The sequence below is a fragment of the Nonomuraea sp. NPDC052129 genome, from assembly GCF_040680095.1.
In the GTDB taxonomy this organism is placed as follows: Bacteria; Actinomycetota; Actinomycetes; order Streptosporangiales; family Streptosporangiaceae; genus Nonomuraea.
Genome location: NZ_JBFAVX010000036.1, coordinates 70,291 through 86,978 on the forward strand (window position 1 = coordinate 70,291; position 16,688 = coordinate 86,978).

Below are 16,688 nucleotides of genomic sequence, written 5' to 3' on the forward strand. Positions count from 1 at the left end.
GGGCCGCCGGTTACGGGCGCGCGAGCTCGGTCACCGTGCGGGCGCGCAGCAGGCGCGGGTGCAGGAGTTCGGCTCGCTGCCTGTGTACGCCGGCGGCGAGCGCGGCGTCGGTGAGCGCGGCCCCGATCCATTCGAGGTCGACGCTGCGGCCGTCATCCCGCCTGATCAGCGGCTCTCCAGGGGGACGGCTGGCGCACAGCGCGCGCAACAGGTGGCGGACCTCCGGCGACACCGGGAACGCGACGATGCCATCACGGCCGTCGCGCAAGGTGATCAGGGTCAGCCGGTCGGCGGGGGCGGAAGGGCGGACATCGTGGGCGGTCAAGGCGGCCAGCGCCTCCACGGAGGCGCCTGTCGCCTCCAGCAGCGCGACGGCGAGAGCCTCGGCCCATCGGCCGTCGTCGGCCAGCCGCCCGGCACCTGTTCGCAGCAGGCGCCGCTCGGCCGGGGTGAGGGGAGGCGTGCCGGTCACGCCACGGTGAGACCGATCCGCGCCGGTCCGCTGGGCGAACGCGTAGAAGGAGGTGAGAGTGGCGCGTCTCCGGATCACCGTCGCCCTGGTCAAGGGCTTGCCGGACGCGCGTACGCCGGTCGTGAGGGCGGTGTAGCAGTAGGCGTCCAGTTGAGCCTCGGTGGCGGTGAGCAGGTCGAGGGCCGGCTCGGCGGTGTGCAGCCAGCGCAGGAACGAGGCCAGGACCCGCAGCCGTGTCTGCCGCAGGGGAGCGGAGGGCTTCTCGCGCAGCCAGGCCGTCACCGTACGCCGGGTCCGCGGATCCAGTGCGTCCACAAGGCCGACGTCGGCCGCGGGGACCTCGCCTCCATCACCAGGGCGCAGGCGCGGTCGTAATCCCGGGATCTGCCCGACGCCGACCGGCTCTGGATGGCTCGCTGGTCTCATGGGGTCGCCGCCGGGGAAGGGAGACGCGAGGCCGTCCCCGAACGTGTGCGGGACTCGCGGGGTGGTCTCCGCTTCGACCATGCTCAGCACGCGGCCGACGCCGCGACCAGGTCGGCGTTGAACATCGCGGCAGCCTCGCCGGCCGACCTGGAGGGGTGAAGGACCGGACGGCCCGTGCCTGACAAACCCATCATGATCTCGATCATCTCATGGAGCGTCGCCAACAATCCTCGCCTGACCCGGTGGACAGCGGCTGTCAGCTTTGAGCGCAGCCGCCGGGCACCACCGGTGGATTGTGCCATGTGTACAGCCGGGAGGCCAGGTCAGCGCGCGCTCGTCGCCGCTCGGCTCAGTGGAGGGTGCTCGGCGGGCGGACTCTTCAGGACGCCGCCGAGGGTGAGCCGCAACAGCCGGCGAGCGCTGTCGGGATCGCCGTCGGAGGCCACGGAGATGGCGTTGGCCAGGGTCATGAGGTCGTGGGTCGTCGCCTCGGTACGCAGGACGCCCGCTTCCTCCGCGTCCGTGACCAGACGCGTCGCCGCATCATGTATCAGGCCGTGGCAGCTGTCTTCCGCGGCGACGGCGCATTCAGGGGCTGACATCAGGGCCGTCGCGAGTCCGCGTGTGGTCGCGGTGTACGTCGTCACTTCCTCGAGCCACGCGGCGAGCGCGTCGCCGGGAGCCAGGCTGTCGGCGAGTGCTTGGGCGCGCCGGCTGAGCCGTTCCACGCCCTCGTGGAACACCGCGTTGAGCAGGTCATGTCGCGAGGGGAAGTGCCGGTGCAGGGTGGCTGAGCCGACGCCCGCGCGGCGCGCGATCTCTTCGAGCGAGGCCTGTGCGCCGTCCCGTCCGATCACCGCCTCCGCGGCCTCGAGCAGTCGCCGGCGATTGCGCTGCCTGTCTGCCCGGCCCGCCGGACCTGCCGCGTTCATCGTTGCGCTCACCCTTCACTGGACAAACGGTGGGACCCCCCATATCGTAGCGTCTGACAAAACGGGGTGCCCCTCCGTTTATGGGGCCGCTGGAGGCAGACATGTCGGATTCATCATTCGTGCTGGTCACGGGGGCGACCGGTCGGCAGGGCGGGGCGACCGCGCGGGCTCTGCTCCGAGCGGGAACGGACGTGCACGCTCTCGTACGCAATCCCACCTCGCCGCGCGCACAGGAGATCGCCGCTCACGGTGCCACGCTCGTGCCGGGCGACCTGGAGGACCCGGCTTCGTTGGTGGCGGCCCTCGACGGGGCCCGAGGCGTGTTCTCGATGCAGATGCCCGACCTGGCCGATCTCATGGGCGACTCCGAGGTGCGGTACGCCGGCAATCTCGCCGCCGCGGCGCAGAAGGCCGGCGTCGAACAGATCGTGCACACCTCGGTGTCGGGGGCGGGCCGCCGCGAACCGATCGACGAGGAGCGATGGGGGGCCCACATGGGGCACTATTGGCGCAGCAAGGCCGCCGCGGAGCAGGCGATGCGTGACGCGGCGACCCGCTACACGACCATCCTGCGCCCAAGCACGTTCATGGAGAACCTCCTCTACCCGTCGTTCTACTTCCCTGACGGGCAGCCGGACCATCTGCTGGTCGCCATGGATCCCGAGGTTCCCCAGCCCTTCGTCGCCCTGAACGATATCGGCACCGCGGCCGCGGCCGCGTTCGCCGAGCCCGAGCGGTTCGACGGCGTGGAACTGGAACTGGCAGGCGACCTGCTGACCTTCCGCGAGGCGGCCGCGATCCTCTCCGAGGTCCTCGGAAGGCCCATCACCCTTCCCGCAGACCCGTCGGAGGCGCAGGCCGCCGGTTTGCGCAGCGAGTATGTCCTGTCGCAGCGGTACGCCAGCCTGCATCCCGCACCGGCGCGTCCCGAGTTCGCCCACGCCCTCGCGATCCCGACCACGACCTTCACCGACTGGGCCCACGCCACCCTCTGACGGGCCTGTCGATCGGGTATCCGGGCGGCATCGCCGCTGCCGGGAGCTAACCGCTGTGTGACGGCGTACGGAAGAGGCGTTCGATGATGGTCTGCCAGCTGTCGGCCAACGGGATGGAGGCCGGGGTGGGGTCGGCCGGGAAGGGCCGCGACATGCCCAGGTAGAGCAGGATCGGGCCTTCGAGGGCGGCGGTGAGCTGGACGGCCAGGCTGTCGAGGTCGGCGATGTCCAGGAGTTCGTCTTGGTGCGCCTGTCCCAGGAGCATGCGGATGTGCAGCCGGGAGAGGTTGTGCTCGCCGACGGGGACGGGCTGGTTGCGGTCCAGGGCCGCGCGGACGATCGCGTGGTGGTCGAGCAGAAAGGCGATGCGGGCCCGGCCGTAGGCGATCAGCCGCCGCACCGGGTCGGCTCCGGGGCCGAGCGGCGGTGGCCCGCCCATGACGGCCTGCTGGAAGGCACGGTCGTCCTCGTCCACCAGGGCCTGGAAGATTCCCGCGCGGGTGCCGAACCGGCGAAAGACAGTCCCTTTGCCCAGGCCGGCCCGTTCGGCCAGGCCGTCCATGGTCACCTTCTCCACCCCGTGCTCGGCGATCATCTCGCGGGCCACCTGGAGCAGTTGCAGCCGGTTGCGCGCCGCGTCCACCCGTTCCGCACGGGGACGACCGAAGGGCACCACAGGGAGATCCACAAGTTCTCACCCTACCTCTGGAAGATAAAGCGGGGTAAAGTCCGCTTATGCTGAAGCGAGTCGCGGCGCCGGCACCCAGGCCAGACCGCCGCCGACACCGTGGAGCCGCATGACGCGGCACCTTAAAGGAGATGATCATGAGTCTGTTCCGGCTGGACGCCAGCATCCTTCCCGGCACCTCTTCCAGCGCCGAGCTCGCCGACCTCGTTGAAGCCGAGTGGACCGCGACCCGGCCCGGCGTGCCGGTGGTGCGTCGTCACCTGGCCACCGACCCGCTGCCCGCCGAGGCCTGGGCGCTCGCGGCGACCGCGGGGTTCACCCCTGAGCCCGACCGCACCCAGGCGCAGCGTGACGCGCTCGCGCTGGCCGTGCGGCTCGCGGCCGAACTGGAGGCGGCCGACGCGGTTCTGCTGGCCGTGCCGCTGTACAACTACGGGGTCTCCCAGCACTTCAAGACCTGGGCCGACCTGGTCATCGCCGCGGCGGGCGCCGGCACTCCGGTGCTGAAGGGCAAGCCGACCGTGCTGGCCACCGTGCGTGGCGGCGGCTATGGGCCCGGGACCCCGCGTGAGGGCTGGGACCACTCCACCCCGTACCTGACGCGGGTTCTGAGTGACATGTGGGAGGCCGACCTCACCATCGTCGAGCGTGAGCTCACCCTCGCCGCCACCAACCCGGCCATGGAATCGCTGCGCCCGCTGGCCGCGCAGCTTCACGGCGACGCCCTCGCCGCCGCCCGCGACGCCGGCCGAGAGCTGGCCGCCAAGTAGCCGCGCCGCCGGCTCGCACTGGCCAAGCGCTCCGCAGCCGCAGCCGTACTGGCCAAGCGCCGGCCGCCGCCAGGGTCGCCCCGTGATGATCGGGGCGGCCCTCACCCTTACTCGAACTTACTCAAAGAGGGACGGGTCTCCTGTGCCGCGACGAAGAATCTCGGGCTCACCCTGCGAGAGGTCGACGACGGTGGTCGGGGTGGCGCCGCACTCGCCCGAGTCGATGACGGCGTCCACCACGTGATCGAGCCGCTCCTTGATCTCCCAGCCCTGTGTCGCGGGCTCGGTCTCGTCGGGCAACAGCAGGGTGCTCGAAAGCAGCGGTTCGCCGAGCTCGGCAAGCAGCGCCTGGGTGACGACGTGATCAGGGATCCGCACGCCGACCGTCTTCTTCCGGGGATGCATCAACCGCCGCGGCACCTCCTTGGTCGCCGGCAGGATGAACGTGTATCCGCCCGGAGTCGCCGCCTTGACCGACCGGAACACCGCATTGCTCACGTGAACGAACTGGCCGAACTGCGCGAAGTCCCTGCAGATCAGCGTGAAGTGATGATCACTGCCGAGGCTGCGGATCTCCCTGATCCGATCGATGCCCTCCTTGTTGCCCAGCCGGCACCCCAGCGCGTAGCACGAGTCCGTCGGGTACGCGATCAGCCCGTCGGCGTTTAACGAATCGACGATCTGGCTGATCAGGCGAGGTTGGGGGTTGTCCGGGTGCAGAGCGAAATACTTGGCCACACCTCGGATCCTAGAAGCGAACACCCATCGCATGACACGCGCCCCGGCGCAGTGACGCGACGTCGCTGGGAATGGGCACTGGTCGAGCAGGATCACAGTACCCACCGCCTTCGCGGTCCGCTTCACTGGCCGAGCCCAGGCGATCCGATGACATTCCAAGGTGGTACACGCGTGGCTGTGGCAATCCTTCCCATCGACGGCGATGGCGAGGACGGACGGGCTTCCGGCGGCTCCCTGCTCTTCCAGATTCTCGGTCCTTTACGGCTCTGGCGGGGTGACGTCGAGTTGAGCGCCGGCCCGCGGCAGCAGGCCTTCCTGCTGGCCCTTCTCCTGGCCAGGGAAGGACGGCCGATCAGCACCGACGAGCTGATCGATCTCATCTGGCAGGATGATCCGCCGGCGAGTGCCCTCAACGTCATCCACAAGTACGTCGGGTCGTTGCGCCGACTGCTGGAGCCTGAGCTTTCGGCGCGAAGTTCCGGCTCCTACCTGGAGCGGCGTGGCAACAGTTATCTGTTCTCAGCGGACGCCGGGACGCTGGACCTTGTCGTGTTCCAGAACCTTGTCGAGGCCGCCCTGGTGAAGGAGCGCCCTGAGGCGGCTCTCGACTGTTACGTGGAAGCGCTGGGACTCTGGCACGGCTCCGCGGGCGATGGGCTGGGCCAGGGACCGGCCGCGACGTCGATATTCGCGAGGCTGGACGGCCAGTTCTTCGACGCGTGCACGGCGGCGGCCGAGCTCGCGGTGTCGCTGGGCCGGCCGGAGCGGCTGCTGCCTTCCCTGCACCTGGCTGCCAGGATGGCGCCCCTGCACGAGCCGGTGCAGGCGAGCCTCATCTCCACGCTGGGCGCCACCGGGCAGCAGGCGGAGGCGTTGTCGGTGTTCCACGCGGTCCGTGTCCGGCTCGCTGAGGATCTCGGCATCGACCCTGGCCAAGCCCTGGCCGCCGCGCACCGGCTGGTGCTGGACCAGAACCCGACGGCGACCGAGGCAGTGACCGTACAGCGCCCGGCCGGACACTCGCCCGCACCGGTACAGGCCGCCGCAAGATCCGCGACATCGTCCGGAGACGTCCTGGTCGGCCGAGCGGAGGAACTGACGGTGCTGCGGCAGGCGATCGAGCCCGCCTTCACCCGGGGCACGGGGCTCATCGTCCTGGAGGGCGAGCCGGGGATAGGCAAAACGCGGCTGCTGGAGGAGCTCACCGCCGAGGCGGAGAAGCGTAACGCCGCCGTCGTCTGGGCCCGTTGCCTGGAAGGCGAGGGAACGCCGTCGATGTGGCCGTGGATTCAGGCAGTCGGCGCTGTGCTGGACGAGCTGCCCGGCGCGGCGCGGGAGAAATGGCTCGCCGGCGAACTCGGCGACCTCCTGGAGCCGGACGGTGACGGCCTCGGCGAATCGGTGGCACGCGACGCGGGCGCCCAGTTCCGCTTGTTCGAGGCGGCCATCGCCGCCATCGGCCAGGTCGCGGCGCGGCGACCACTGGTGCTCGTGATCGACGACCTCCAGTGGGCGGACGTCGCGTCGCTGCACTTGTTCAGCCACCTGGCGGCCCGGCTGCCGGCCGGCACCGCGATCATCGGAGGGCTCCGCGACCGCGCGCCCGTGCCCGGATCGGCGCTGACGCGGACGCTCGCCGCGGCGAGCCGGGTGCCCGGCCACTTCCGTACCCGGCTCGGTCCTCTCGGCTTGGCCGAGGTGGCCGAGCTCGTCCGCCGCGAGACCGGCCAGGATCCAGGCTCGGAGGCCGTACGCGGCATCTATGCGCGTACGGCCGGCAATCCGTTCTTCGTCCGGGAGCTGGCCCGGCTGCTCGCTGACAGCGGCGCGCTCGTCGAGGGCGCCGGGGCGCGAGTGGGAGTGCCCGCCACCGTGCGAGACGTCGTCCGCGACCGGATGGCCGGACTCGACGACCGCGCCAGGAACCTGCTCCAGATCGCCGCGCTGATCGGCCGGGAGGTGGACCTCGGTCTGCTCGCCGGCGTCGCCGACCTTGACGTACAGACCTGCCTTGATCGTCTGGAGCCCGTGGAAGCGCTCGGCCTGCTCGAACCCACACCGGGGAACCCGTTCTCGTTCCGCTTCTCGCACGATCTGGTCCGCGAGTCCGTCTCCGAGACCACGCCTGCCGGGCGGGCGAACCCGCTTCACCTGCGCGTCGCCGACACGCTCGACCGTACCGACTCCTCCGGCGACTACGTGGCCGAGCGCGTCGCCCACCACCTGTGGGCGGCCGGCCCGCTCGCCGACCCGCGCCGGACCACGGCGGCGCTGGTACGCGCGGGCCGTCACGCGGCGGCCAAGTCCGCGCTCGAGGCCGCCGAGCGACAACTGCGGCTGGCCGTCCGGGTGGCGCGGACGGCCGGCCTCGCCGACGCGGAGCTGCCCGCCCTGTCCCAGCTGATCGCGGTCGTCGGGATGCGTGAGATGTACGGCATTTCGTCGGTGGATCTGCTGGAACGCGCGGAGCACCTGGCCCGGATCCTCGGCCGGGAACTCGACGCCATCGTCCTGCTCTACTCCCGCTGGGCGGCCCACGCCCAAGCCCTCGAGAACGACCGCAGCCGGCTGCTGGCGCGCCGGTTGCTGAAAGAGGGTGAAGCGTCCGACAAGCCGCTCGTACGCGCGTATGGGCTGCAGGCATGGGGGCTCCAGCAGTTCAGTGACGGAAACATGGGCGAAGCGTTCCGTCGCATGACCGAGGCGAGCCGGATCCTGCTGACCCGCGTCGTCCGGCGCGAGGAGGATCCCGTCTGGTACGACCTGCAGCTGCTGATGATCGGGATGCTCGCGGAGGCGACCGCGATGCACGATGACATCGACGGCGCGCGATCGCTGCTCGACCGGCTGGCGGCCCCCGGCGACGCCCCGTTCACGATCACGGTCTGGGCCGCCCATGCGGCAAGGACGGAAGCACTGATCGGCGACCCGGTACGGGCACTGCGCGCGGCGGAACGCGGGATCGCCGCGGACCCCGATTTCTCCTTTGTGTTCCTCGGCACCTACCAGCGGCTGGTCCGATGCTGGGCGCTGGCCATGACCGGCAGGGATCCGGCCGGCGCCGCGGCGGAGGCCGAGCGGATCATCGCCACCAACCTCCTCGATCCACCTCGGGCCAGCATCTCGACCTGCTTCGGGCATCTGTGTGAGATGTGGCTGGCCGCCGGCGCGCTGGACAAGGCCGCCGCGGCCCTCGACAGGGCCGACTCCTGCCTCGACCTCTACGGTCAGCGCTACGCGGAGGGTCTGCTCCTCCTGCTGCGGGCGCGACTGCTGCTGGCCGGAGGGGAATCCGTCGCCGAGGTGAGGGTCGTCGCGGAGAGGTGCCGCACACTGTCCACCGAACGCGGGACCCACCTGTTCGCCCGGCGCGCCGAAGAGTTCCTGGCCGCGCTGGACGATGGGCCGGTCGTCCACTGATCCACGCGGATCCTGAAAAGGATTGAGCGGCGAATTCAGTAAATATTCACTCGTTATCAAGACGCTTATTGCGGGCTCCGGCCGGCGAGCGCGCATTCCACTTTCTGTTCAGTATTTGTCAAGAACGCATCTGCCCTTGTAGGAGCCCTGTGGCATTGCTCACATGCCGAACGTGCATTTTTACGCAGAACGACAACTATCGTCTTTCATATGGTCTGCAGCGATCAAAGAGTCGCAACAGCAAGTCAAAAAGGAAAGGCAATGATGAGCACGTTAAAGCAGGCGGGCAACGGGCGGATCTCGTGGCGGCGAGTAATCGGCGGCGCGGCGGCGGCCGGAGCGGTCGCGGTCGTGGCCGCCACCGCGGTGACCGCCACTCCGGCGGCCGCGGCGGACTGGGCGTTGCCCCACTCCGCCGAGGCGCGCACGGTCCCCGCCGCGCACAGCCGGGCTCCGATGACCAGCACGTCCAGGAAGTACTACTTCGCCGCCGGGCTCCTCGGCAGGAATGAGGTGCGCGAAGCGGGCAAGAAGGTCGACGACCCGGACGGTGTGGCCGTTGCCAAGTTCCGCATCAACGGCAACCGCTTCTACTACTTCGTCCAGTGGAGGAAGACCGGCAAGCCCACCGCGTTCCACATCCACCGCGGCAAGGCGGGTGTGAACGGCCCGGTCGTGATCGACCTGCTGTCCAGCGGCACCATTCGCGGCAACACCAGCTTCGGCTCCGTCCGTGTCAAGAGCAGCCTGCTCAGGGACATCAAGAAGCACCCCAAGAACTGGTACGCCAACATGCACACGGCCCAGTTCCCCGACGGCGCGGTCCGTGGCCAGCTCCACAATGGCGGTCACTGGTAAATCGCCCCCTTCGGCGGGGCATTTCACTAGAAGTGGAATGCCCCGCCTGGCGGCCGACTCCATGACAGGACAAGTGACGGCTGTTACGTGAATCCCGACTTCTTCGACCTGCTGGCGGGCTGCCACCAGCGGCTCGTCGGCACCCCGCTGGCCGGTCCTGAGGCCACGGCGCGCTGGCTGTACGAGGACGCGCCCTTCGGCGTGCTGGCGCACGACGCGGCGCGTGACCCCCGCTTCACCTATGCGAACCGCACCGCCCAGCGCTGCTTCGGGTACGACTGGGCGGAGTTCGTCGGCCTGCCCTCCCGGCTCTCGGCGGAGCCGGACCGGCGGGAGGACCGTCAGCGGCTCCTGGACGCCGTGCACCGGAGCGGCTTCGCGACCGGCTACCGGGGACAGCGCATCGCCAAGTCCGGCCGCCGGTTCTGGATCGAGGATGTGACGATGTGGAACCTGATGGACGGCGACGGCGTAGTCGTGGGCCAGGCGGCCACCTTCCAACGCTGGCGAGACGCCTGACGTCCGCCAGCTGCCGGATGCGGAGAGTCTGCTTACCCTGGCGGTATGGACAGCCGGCACGAAATCAGCGCATTCCTTCGCTCCCGGCGAGACAAGATCACGCCTGAGCAGGCGGGGCTGCCGGTGTACGGCCAGCGGCGGGTGCCCGGCCTGCGCCGAGGCGAGGTCGCGATGCTCGCCGGCGTGAGCGTGGAGTACTACACGCGTCTGGAGCGCGGCAACCTCCGGGGTGCGTCCGACAGTGTGCTGGGCGCCCTCGCCCGGGCTCTGCGCCTGGACGACACCGAGCGCATGCACCTGTACGACCTCGCCCGCGCCGCCGGGCCCGCGCCCCAAGGACAGGCCAGGCAGCGGGCGACCCGGCCGGTGGTGCGTCCGGGCGTGGCGCGGATCATCGAGGGCATGCCGCAGCTGCCGGCGTTCGTGAAGAACGACCGTCTGGACACGCTGGCCGCCAACCCGCTGGGCCGTGCGCTCTTCTCGCCGATGTACGCCGATCCGACGTCCGGGGCGAACAGCGCTCGGTTCGCGTTCCTCAGCCCCGCCGCCCGGCAGTTCTACATCGACTGGGAGCGCGTCACCCACGAGGCCGTCGGCGTGCTGCGCATCGCGGCGGGAAAGAATCCCGACGACCGGGAGCTGTCGAACCTGATCGGCGAGCTGTGCACCCGAAGCGACGCCTTCCGCGTGATGTGGGGCTCCCACGACGTGCACGTCTTTCGCGAGGGCACCAAGAGGCTGCGCCATCCGGTCGTCGGCGATCTGGAACTCGATCACGAGTCTCTGGCTCTGCCGGACGAGAACGGGCTGAGCGTGGTCGTCTACAGCGCACCGCCCGGAAGCGCCACGGAGGACGGTCTGAAGCTGCTCGCCAGCTGGTCCGCCACCGCGGGTCAGGAGCGGGAGGCCGACACCCCGTCCACGAGCTGACCGCGCGGCAGCCCCGGTGGGGACACCATGCCCGTCCTCTGAGATCCGATCATGCGACTGTGACGCACTAGCATGCCCAGGGACAAAGCCGGGTGCACCGGCCTGACTAACTGCTTTCCTTGGAGTGGCGGGATGTTTGAGAAGTTCACCGACCGAGCGCGGCGTATCATCGTCCTGTCCCAGGACGAGGCCAGAACGCTCAACCACGACTCCATCGGCACCGAGCACGTGCTTCTCGGTCTGCTCCGTGAGGATGAGGGCGTGGGCGCCCAGGTTCTCAAGGACCTGGGCCTCAGCCTTGAGGATGTGCGCCGGCAGGTTGAGGAAAGCCGGGGCCGAGGCCAGTCCGCTCCGTCGGGCTACCTTCCGTTCACGCCGGGGGCCAGCGAAGTGCTCCAGGCCGCCAACCAGGAGTCCCTGCGACGCGGCCTCGACTACATCGGCACCGAACACCTCCTGCTGGCACTCACCCGCGACCGTGCGAGCGTGGCCGCCCAGGTGCTGGTCAAGCTCGGCGTCGACCTCGACCAGGTCGGGCCGATCACGGACGAACTCCTCCAGCAGTACGTCAACTAGGGCCGATCAGCGGCTCGATGGTCTCCCACGCGGGCGCCTCCGGCCACCCGTCCGCCGCGTCCGGGCCCGTGGGCCCCAGGCCGAGCACCGCGCAGGCCAGTAGGTGCTCGCCGGGCGGCAGGTCGCCCCTCAGCGTGGGGATCGTGGTGCGCGGCGTGAGCACGTTCGTGCCGGGCAGGGCCGTGACCAGGTCGCCCTCCCGCCCGCCGGTCAGGTCCTCGATCACGCACAGGCCGTGGGGCGCGTCGAGCCGGGCCCGGCCCGAACCGATGTCGACCCGGATGGGTGGCTGGTCGCGGTCGACCGCGAAGGCGCCCTCGGCCGTGCGCAGCGCCCGCCCGGTCGTGATCCGGTGCACCCGTACGTGCCACGGGGGCAGCGCCACGAGCCAGGTCTCGATCTCCACGTCCTCCCAGGGGGTCCAGCGGGAGTGCAGCACACCGTCGGCGGCGGAGACCTGGTCCGGCAGTTCGCACGGCCGCCAGTGCTCGCCGTCCTCGCTGAGCGCCAGCGTGCTGTCGAAGGCGCCCTGCTCCAGCTTCAGCGTCCCGGCCGGCACGCTGAAGCCGAACCGCGTGGAGTAGGCGAACTTGGCGTACTTGGCCGCGCCGTGCCGAGCCCACGGGTTGCGCTGCCCCGCGCTGAGCAGCACCACGTGCCGCCCCTCCTCGCAGCGCATCAGCGCCACGCCCGCCTCCGGCTGGGTGCTGACCTCGGGCAGCGGGGGAGCGTCGGCCTCCTTGGCGGTCCAGAACGGATGCTCCGCCGGCAGGGCGAGCGGCAGGAACGCCTTCATGGCCCAGTACGGCGAGCCGGGCGCGTTGTACTGCTCGGCCATGTGCGGCTGGGGGTAGCCGTAGCCGATGGTGAGCACTCCCGCGTTGTCGCGGATCGGCTGGCGGTCCCACCAGCGCAGGTTCCGCAGCAGGTGCCCCTTGGTCACCTCCCACGGCAGCGCCTCGACGTCGGCGAAGGCCAGTGCCCCCCAGAACGCCGACTGCGCGAACCGGTAGGTCAGGCTCCTGCCGAACGGGACGGCCACCCCCTCGCTGCTGAACCAGTGCTGGAAGTCCTGGGCGAACGCCGCGGCCCGCTCACGCAAGCGCCCGGCCCGGTCCTGGTCGCGGCCGAGCGCGGCGTAGATGAGGCCGTAGTAGTGCATGGCGAACGGGATGTAGTAGTCGCGCTGCCACGTCGGCCCGTCGGAGTACCAGCCGCGCCCGAGGTCGAACTCCTCCAGCCGGTCGAGCCTGGCCGTGTTGGCGTCGTGGTCGTGGGAGATGCCGACGCGGTCGAGCCCGAGCCCCACCATGACCGGGAAGAACAGCCAGTTGTTGTCGTTCGGCTCCACGGTGACGGAGTGCCGTAGCCAGGCGGCCACCGTGTCGCGCTGCGGGCCGGTCAGCGGGTCCCAGATCCGCTCGGGGGCCAGGGCGAGCGCCAGGCCGAGGGCGGCGGTCTCGACCAGTCGCTGGTTCTTGCCGAAGGCCGCGCCCCAGTAGTCGGGGTGCTCGGGATCGGTCCCGGCGGCGAGCCCGGCGCTCCAGAGGTCCCAGTGATCGAACGCCCCGCCGCCGGCCGCCAGCGGCGCCAGCCCCCACAACGGGCGTGCAAACGCTTCCAGCTCGGCGGACGCCAGGTCGTAGTGCGCGGTGTGGAACCCCAGCCGCAGCCGTCCCCGCCCCGGACTGAACCGCGAAATCAGGGGTGTGACCAGGTCCAATACCTGACGCGCCAACTCGTCTCGATCGCCGCCGGGCCGGTCGTCGGTGTGCACGGGGTCTCTCTTTCGCTGGGAAAGCGCTATCCCGAGCTAGGTTTCCCGCCGTCGCCCTCACTTGTCAACACCCCGGCGCCCTCGCTTGTCAACAGCGCGGGAACCCCGGGCGGGGCGGTGCTGTCGCGGACCTGCAGCTCCATCGGCAGCGTCACCGGCGCCCCGTCGTGCCCCTCGGTCATGAGGGCCACCAGCATCTCGGCCGCCTGCCTGCCGAGCTGCCCCTGGGGCACCGACACCGTGGTCAGACCCGTGTGCGCCACGTGGTCCAGCGCGATGTCGTCGAACCCCACCACCGACAGCTTCTCGGGAACCCGCACCCCGAGCTCGCGCATCCGGGTCACCGCCCCCAGGGCCACCAGGTCGTTGTAGGTGGTGAGCGCGGTCGCGCCGGTGCCGGCCACCGCGGCGGCCGCCTCGTACCCGCACTGGCTGGTGGACCCGCACGGCAGGATCGTGACGGACAGGCCGAACGCCTTGGCGGCCTCCAACGCCCTGATCCGCTCGGAGTTGGCCCAGGACACCTCGGGCCCGCTCAGGTAGGCGACCCGCCGGTGGCCCAGCTGCGCCAGGTGGCCGCAGATCAGCATCATCCCGCCGAAGAAGTCGGCGGAGACGGCGGGCGCGGCCAGGCCGGGGACGATCCGGTTGAGCAGGACCAGCGGGTGGTCCCGGCCGGTCAGGACGGCCAGGTCGGCGCGCTCCATGCGGGAGGAGCAGAGCAGCACCCCGTCGCAGCTGCGCATGAGGTCCTCGACCAGGTCGTGCTCGATCGAGGGATCGTCGTCCGACTCCATGACCATGACGCGGCGGCCGTGCGAGCGGGCGACGGCCGAGACCGCCTTGAGCACGCCGGGAAAGTAGGGATTGGCCAGGTCGGGGACCAGCACGCCGATGGTGCCCCACTCGCCGCGCGCCAGCCCCTGCGCCGCCGCGTTGGGCCGGTAGCCCAGCTGCGTGACCGCGTCGTGGACCCGCGCCGCCAGAGCGGGATCGACCTTCGTCGTGCCGTTGAGCACGCGGGAGACGGTCGAGGCCGACACCCCCGCGGCCGCCCCGACGTCGCTGATCGTCACCCGGCTCCCGCGGCCCTGCCGCGAATTACGCACCCGCTCCTCCTGCCTGCCGTGCGCCCGTCAGCCGAGCAGCCCGCGCAGATGATCCAGATCTCTCCGTACGGCCGCCACCGGGTCGGCCGCCGGGTAGTGGACGTGCAGCGACAGCACCCCGGCGTAGCCGCGTTCGCGCAGCCCGGGGATGATCTCCGCCCAGCGGACCACGCCCCCGTCCGCGAACGGCTGCCAATCGCACGTCCAGCCGTCCGGGCCCGATCGCCAGGCGGCGTTCTTCACTCCCATGCAGGCCATCCGATCGCCCAGCAGATCGACGTTGAGCGCCCATGCCTCGCTGCCCTCCTTGGCCTGGTTGCCGGGGTCGGCGTAGAAGCGCACGTCATTCAGGTCACCGGCGAGTGCGAGGGCGAGCGCGGCGGATGGATGGATCGTACCGTGATGCAGCTGGACCGCCACCCGCACGCCGTGCCGGGCGGCGAGATCGGACAGGCGGGTCAGCGCGGCTCTGGCCTCCTTCAGCTGATGGTGGTAGCCGATGGCGGGGTCGTAGCGGTAGAAGCCCGTCCGTACGAGGGGGACGCCGGCCTCGCCGCAGGCCGCGATGAGCCGTTCGGCGTCGGCGTCGGCGTCGAGGAAGTCGGTGGTGACGACGTCGAGGGTGAGCCCGCGGCGCCCGAGTTCCGTGGCGACGACGGCGATGCCGTCCGGGTCTGTGGGGCTGACCGTCTGGCCCTCGCGTACGAGGAGGTCCGCCCCCTCGGCGCCCACCGAGGCGACGGCCTCGGCCAGCTCGGGGGCGTCGATGGAGCCGAAGGGCTTGGTGAAGGCGAGCAGGCGCACACGTACTCCTGAAGTTGAGAAAGCGCTTGTACATCTTGGGTCAGACAGACTTCATCGCTGAGCATCCATCTGAAACCGCTTTCTCACAAGCCTTGAATCGGGGAATGAGGCGGGCTACTCTCGACCCACCCTCGGGTAAGCGCTTACCAGCCACCCGACCCCCCTCTGACCTCCGCCTCTTTAGGAGGGTCCATGATCCCTCGTCCGCGTTTGACCGCCGTGATGGCCACCGCAGCCATGGCGTCTCTGCTCGTGTCGGCGTGCGGCACCTCGAGCAACCCGAGCGGAGGTGGCTCGCAGACCACGTTGCGGATCTGGGACTTCTCCGCTGAACAGGTGAACTTCCACAAGGACATCGGCGCCCAGTTCACCAAGGAGCATCCCGACATCAAGATCGAGTGGCGCTCGATCACCCAGTCCGAGTACATGAAGACCCTGCCCCTGGCCTTCCAGAGCAACCAGGCGCCGGACATGTTCTACTGGAACGCTCTCGGGCTGTCCCAGCTGACGGACCAGAAGTGGATCCGCCCGCTCAGCCCGAACGGGACCGTCCCCGCCGACTTCACCAAGCGCTGGCCGGACGGGTCCTTCCTGGAAGGCATCAACATGCAGGACGGGAAGACCTACGGCTTCCCGTTCTCGGAGAACCTGTACTGGGGCTCCGGCTACATGTTCCTCAACAAGAAGGTCTTCCAGGATGCCGGGCTGGACGTCAACAGCCCGCCCAAGACCTGGACCGATCTCAAGAACGCCTGCGCGCAGATCAAGGCCAAGACCAAGGCGCAGTGCATCGCCGCCCCCACCAAGGGCGTGGACATGCAGCGGATCTGGTACGGGCTGATCGGCAGCGTCTCGACGGACGAGTTCTTCGACTACAAGACCGGCAAGTTCGATGTGACCCAGCCCGCGCAGGCGAAGACCTTCGCCTTCATCCAGGAGCTCAACAAGGCCGGCTACCTGGCGCCCGGCACCAACGACAAGAACTTCTCCCGCCAGCAGTTCGCCGCCGATCAGGCCGGCATCATGTTCGACGGCACCTGGCTGCCGAGCGTGTGGGCCAGCCAGGGCTTCAGCAGCGACAAGTACGTGGTGGCGCCACGCGTCAACCCGGACGGCGGGCAGACCGGCGCGGCCGGCCGCAAGTACGACAACAACAAGTACTGGGTCAGCTCGCAGACCAAGCATCCCGACGCCATGTGGACCTTCATCCAGTGGATGACCGATCCCAACGGCTACTTCGTCAAGCAGTACTACAAGAGCGCCTTCGGCACGCTCGCCTACGTCGACAACCAGAAGATGGTCACCGACCCGGCGCTCAGGCAGATCATGGAGATCGGCGGAAAGCCGGGCTACCGGGTCCAGCTTCCCGTGCCCCTGCTCAAGTGCCCCGACATCGCCAAGTCCAAGGCGTACGTCAACGCGGTGGCCAAGAGCCCCGACGGGGAGTGGGAGGCCATGGGTGAAGCGCTGACCAGCGGCCAGCCTCTGGAGAGCACAGGCGCCGCCATCGCCAAACAGCGGCAGACCGCTCTGGAGGATGGGCTCAAGCAGGAGGCGGCCAGCGGCCTGAAGGTGTCGATGGACTGCTACACCTTCTCCGACTGGGAGTACACGAAGGACTACACCTCGGACATGTACCGCAACTGACCGGACTCCTCGTGAGGACATCCATGA

General features: G+C 69.9%; 15 protein-coding genes and 1 pseudogene. 8 read left to right on the plus strand and 8 right to left on the minus strand.

Annotated elements, in window-relative coordinates; translation table 11 throughout:
- Nucleotides 1-10: 10 nt before the first annotated feature.
- From AB0L53_RS47980 to AB0L53_RS47990, 3 genes are all read right to left on the minus strand, one after another.
- Nucleotides 11-988, minus strand: coding sequence for a hypothetical protein (locus tag AB0L53_RS47980; RefSeq protein WP_364010062.1), 978 nt, complete (start codon nt 986-988; stop codon nt 11-13).
- On the minus strand, nt 982-1,104 hold the full coding sequence (locus AB0L53_RS47985; protein ID WP_357956648.1) for a hypothetical protein: 123 nt from the start codon (nt 1,102-1,104) through the stop codon (nt 982-984). Before AB0L53_RS47985 ends, AB0L53_RS47980 begins: the two co-directional genes overlap by 7 nt.
- 117 nt (nt 1,105-1,221) lie before the next feature.
- Entirely contained in the window at nt 1,222-1,830 is a 609-nt protein-coding gene (locus tag AB0L53_RS47990; protein ID WP_364010065.1) for a TetR/AcrR family transcriptional regulator, read from the minus strand.
- A 101-nt stretch (nt 1,831-1,931) separates the two neighbouring features.
- Here AB0L53_RS47990 and AB0L53_RS47995 point away from each other — a divergent pair, with 101 nt between their 5' ends.
- Nucleotides 1,932-2,825, plus strand: coding sequence for an NmrA/HSCARG family protein (locus AB0L53_RS47995; RefSeq protein ID WP_364010067.1), 894 nt, complete (start codon nt 1,932-1,934; stop codon nt 2,823-2,825).
- Nucleotides 2,826-2,871: 46 nt separating this feature from the next.
- Here AB0L53_RS47995 and AB0L53_RS48000 read toward each other — a convergent pair whose 3' ends face one another.
- Complete coding sequence (locus AB0L53_RS48000) at nt 2,872-3,513, minus strand: helix-turn-helix domain-containing protein (protein ID WP_358183842.1); 642 nt, start codon at nt 3,511-3,513, stop codon at nt 2,872-2,874.
- A gap of 137 nt (nt 3,514-3,650) precedes the next feature.
- Between AB0L53_RS48000 and AB0L53_RS48005 the strand changes: the two genes are divergently transcribed.
- Nucleotides 3,651-4,283, plus strand: a complete 633-nt coding sequence (locus AB0L53_RS48005) for an NAD(P)H-dependent oxidoreductase (protein ID WP_364010072.1) — start codon at nt 3,651-3,653, stop codon at nt 4,281-4,283.
- A gap of 117 nt (nt 4,284-4,400) precedes the next feature.
- On the opposite strand, the gene AB0L53_RS48010 is transcribed toward AB0L53_RS48005, so the two are convergent.
- The gene (locus AB0L53_RS48010; RefSeq protein ID WP_364010246.1) at nt 4,401-5,054 is read right to left on the minus strand and encodes an L-threonylcarbamoyladenylate synthase; all 654 of its coding nucleotides are present in this window, start codon (nt 5,052-5,054) and stop codon (nt 4,401-4,403) included.
- A gap of 138 nt (nt 5,055-5,192) precedes the next feature.
- On the opposite strand from AB0L53_RS48010, the gene AB0L53_RS48015 reads away from it, so the two are divergent.
- The 5 genes and pseudogenes from AB0L53_RS48015 to AB0L53_RS48035 all read left to right on the plus strand — a co-directional run.
- Nucleotides 5,193-8,441: a BTAD domain-containing putative transcriptional regulator gene (locus AB0L53_RS48015; protein WP_364010075.1), complete on the plus strand. Its 3,249-nt coding sequence runs from the start codon at nt 5,193-5,195 to the stop codon at nt 8,439-8,441.
- Between the two features lie 261 nt (nt 8,442-8,702).
- Entirely contained in the window at nt 8,703-9,299 is a 597-nt protein-coding gene (locus tag AB0L53_RS48020; RefSeq protein ID WP_364010078.1) for a CHRD domain-containing protein, read from the plus strand.
- Nucleotides 9,300-9,386: 87 nt separating this feature from the next.
- Complete coding sequence (locus AB0L53_RS48025; protein ID WP_364010081.1) at nt 9,387-9,818, plus strand: MEKHLA domain-containing protein; 432 nt, start codon at nt 9,387-9,389, stop codon at nt 9,816-9,818.
- Nucleotides 9,819-9,863: 45 nt separating this feature from the next.
- A complete protein-coding gene (locus AB0L53_RS48030; protein WP_364010084.1) occupies nt 9,864-10,748 on the plus strand; it encodes a helix-turn-helix transcriptional regulator in 885 nt (294 codons plus the stop codon).
- Nucleotides 10,749-10,880: 132 nt separating this feature from the next.
- A pseudogene (locus AB0L53_RS48035) lies at nt 10,881-11,282 on the plus strand (Clp protease N-terminal domain-containing protein); the annotation flags it as partial.
- A 34-nt stretch (nt 11,283-11,316) separates the two neighbouring features.
- Here the strand turns inward: AB0L53_RS48035 and AB0L53_RS48040 are convergent.
- The 3 genes from AB0L53_RS48040 to AB0L53_RS48050 are packed head-to-tail and all read right to left on the minus strand — an operon-like array spanning nt 11,317 to nt 15,014.
- A complete protein-coding gene (locus AB0L53_RS48040; protein WP_364010087.1) occupies nt 11,317-13,101 on the minus strand; it encodes a DUF2264 domain-containing protein in 1,785 nt (594 codons plus the stop codon).
- 26 nt (nt 13,102-13,127) lie between these two features.
- Nucleotides 13,128-14,210 carry a LacI family DNA-binding transcriptional regulator gene (locus AB0L53_RS48045; protein ID WP_364010090.1) on the minus strand — a complete coding sequence of 361 codons (1,083 nt, stop codon included), beginning with the start codon at nt 14,208-14,210 and terminating at the stop codon, nt 13,128-13,130.
- A gap of 27 nt (nt 14,211-14,237) precedes the next feature.
- Nucleotides 14,238-15,014: a sugar phosphate isomerase/epimerase gene (locus AB0L53_RS48050; protein WP_364010092.1), complete on the minus strand. Its 777-nt coding sequence runs from the start codon at nt 15,012-15,014 to the stop codon at nt 14,238-14,240.
- 192 nt (nt 15,015-15,206) lie between these two features.
- Here AB0L53_RS48050 and AB0L53_RS48055 point away from each other — a divergent pair, with 192 nt between their 5' ends.
- The gene (locus AB0L53_RS48055) at nt 15,207-16,661 is read left to right on the plus strand and encodes an extracellular solute-binding protein (RefSeq protein WP_364010095.1); all 1,455 of its coding nucleotides are present in this window, start codon (nt 15,207-15,209) and stop codon (nt 16,659-16,661) included.
- Nucleotides 16,662-16,688 lie beyond the last annotated feature (27 nt).

Bases quoted from the DNA above. Each gene is read 5' to 3' on its own strand.
- AB0L53_RS48020 (WP_364010078.1), top strand. From the start codon at position 8,703: ATGATGAGCACGTTAAAGCAGGCGGGCAACGGGCGGATCTCGTGGCGG.
- AB0L53_RS48030 (WP_364010084.1), top strand. From the start codon at position 9,864: ATGGACAGCCGGCACGAAATCAGCGCATTCCTTCGCTCCCGGCGAGAC.
- AB0L53_RS47990 (WP_364010065.1), bottom strand. From the start codon at position 1,830: ATGAACGCGGCAGGTCCGGCGGGCCGGGCAGACAGGCAGCGCAATCGC.
- AB0L53_RS47985 (WP_357956648.1), bottom strand. From the start codon at position 1,104: ATGATCGAGATCATGATGGGTTTGTCAGGCACGGGCCGTCCGGTCCTT.
- AB0L53_RS47995 (WP_364010067.1), top strand. From the start codon at position 1,932: ATGTCGGATTCATCATTCGTGCTGGTCACGGGGGCGACCGGTCGGCAG.
- AB0L53_RS48010 (WP_364010246.1), bottom strand. From the start codon at position 5,054: ATGCGATGGGTGTTCGCTTCTAGGATCCGAGGTGTGGCCAAGTATTTC.
- AB0L53_RS48005 (WP_364010072.1), top strand. From the start codon at position 3,651: ATGAGTCTGTTCCGGCTGGACGCCAGCATCCTTCCCGGCACCTCTTCC.
- AB0L53_RS48055 (WP_364010095.1), top strand. From the start codon at position 15,207: ATGATCCCTCGTCCGCGTTTGACCGCCGTGATGGCCACCGCAGCCATG.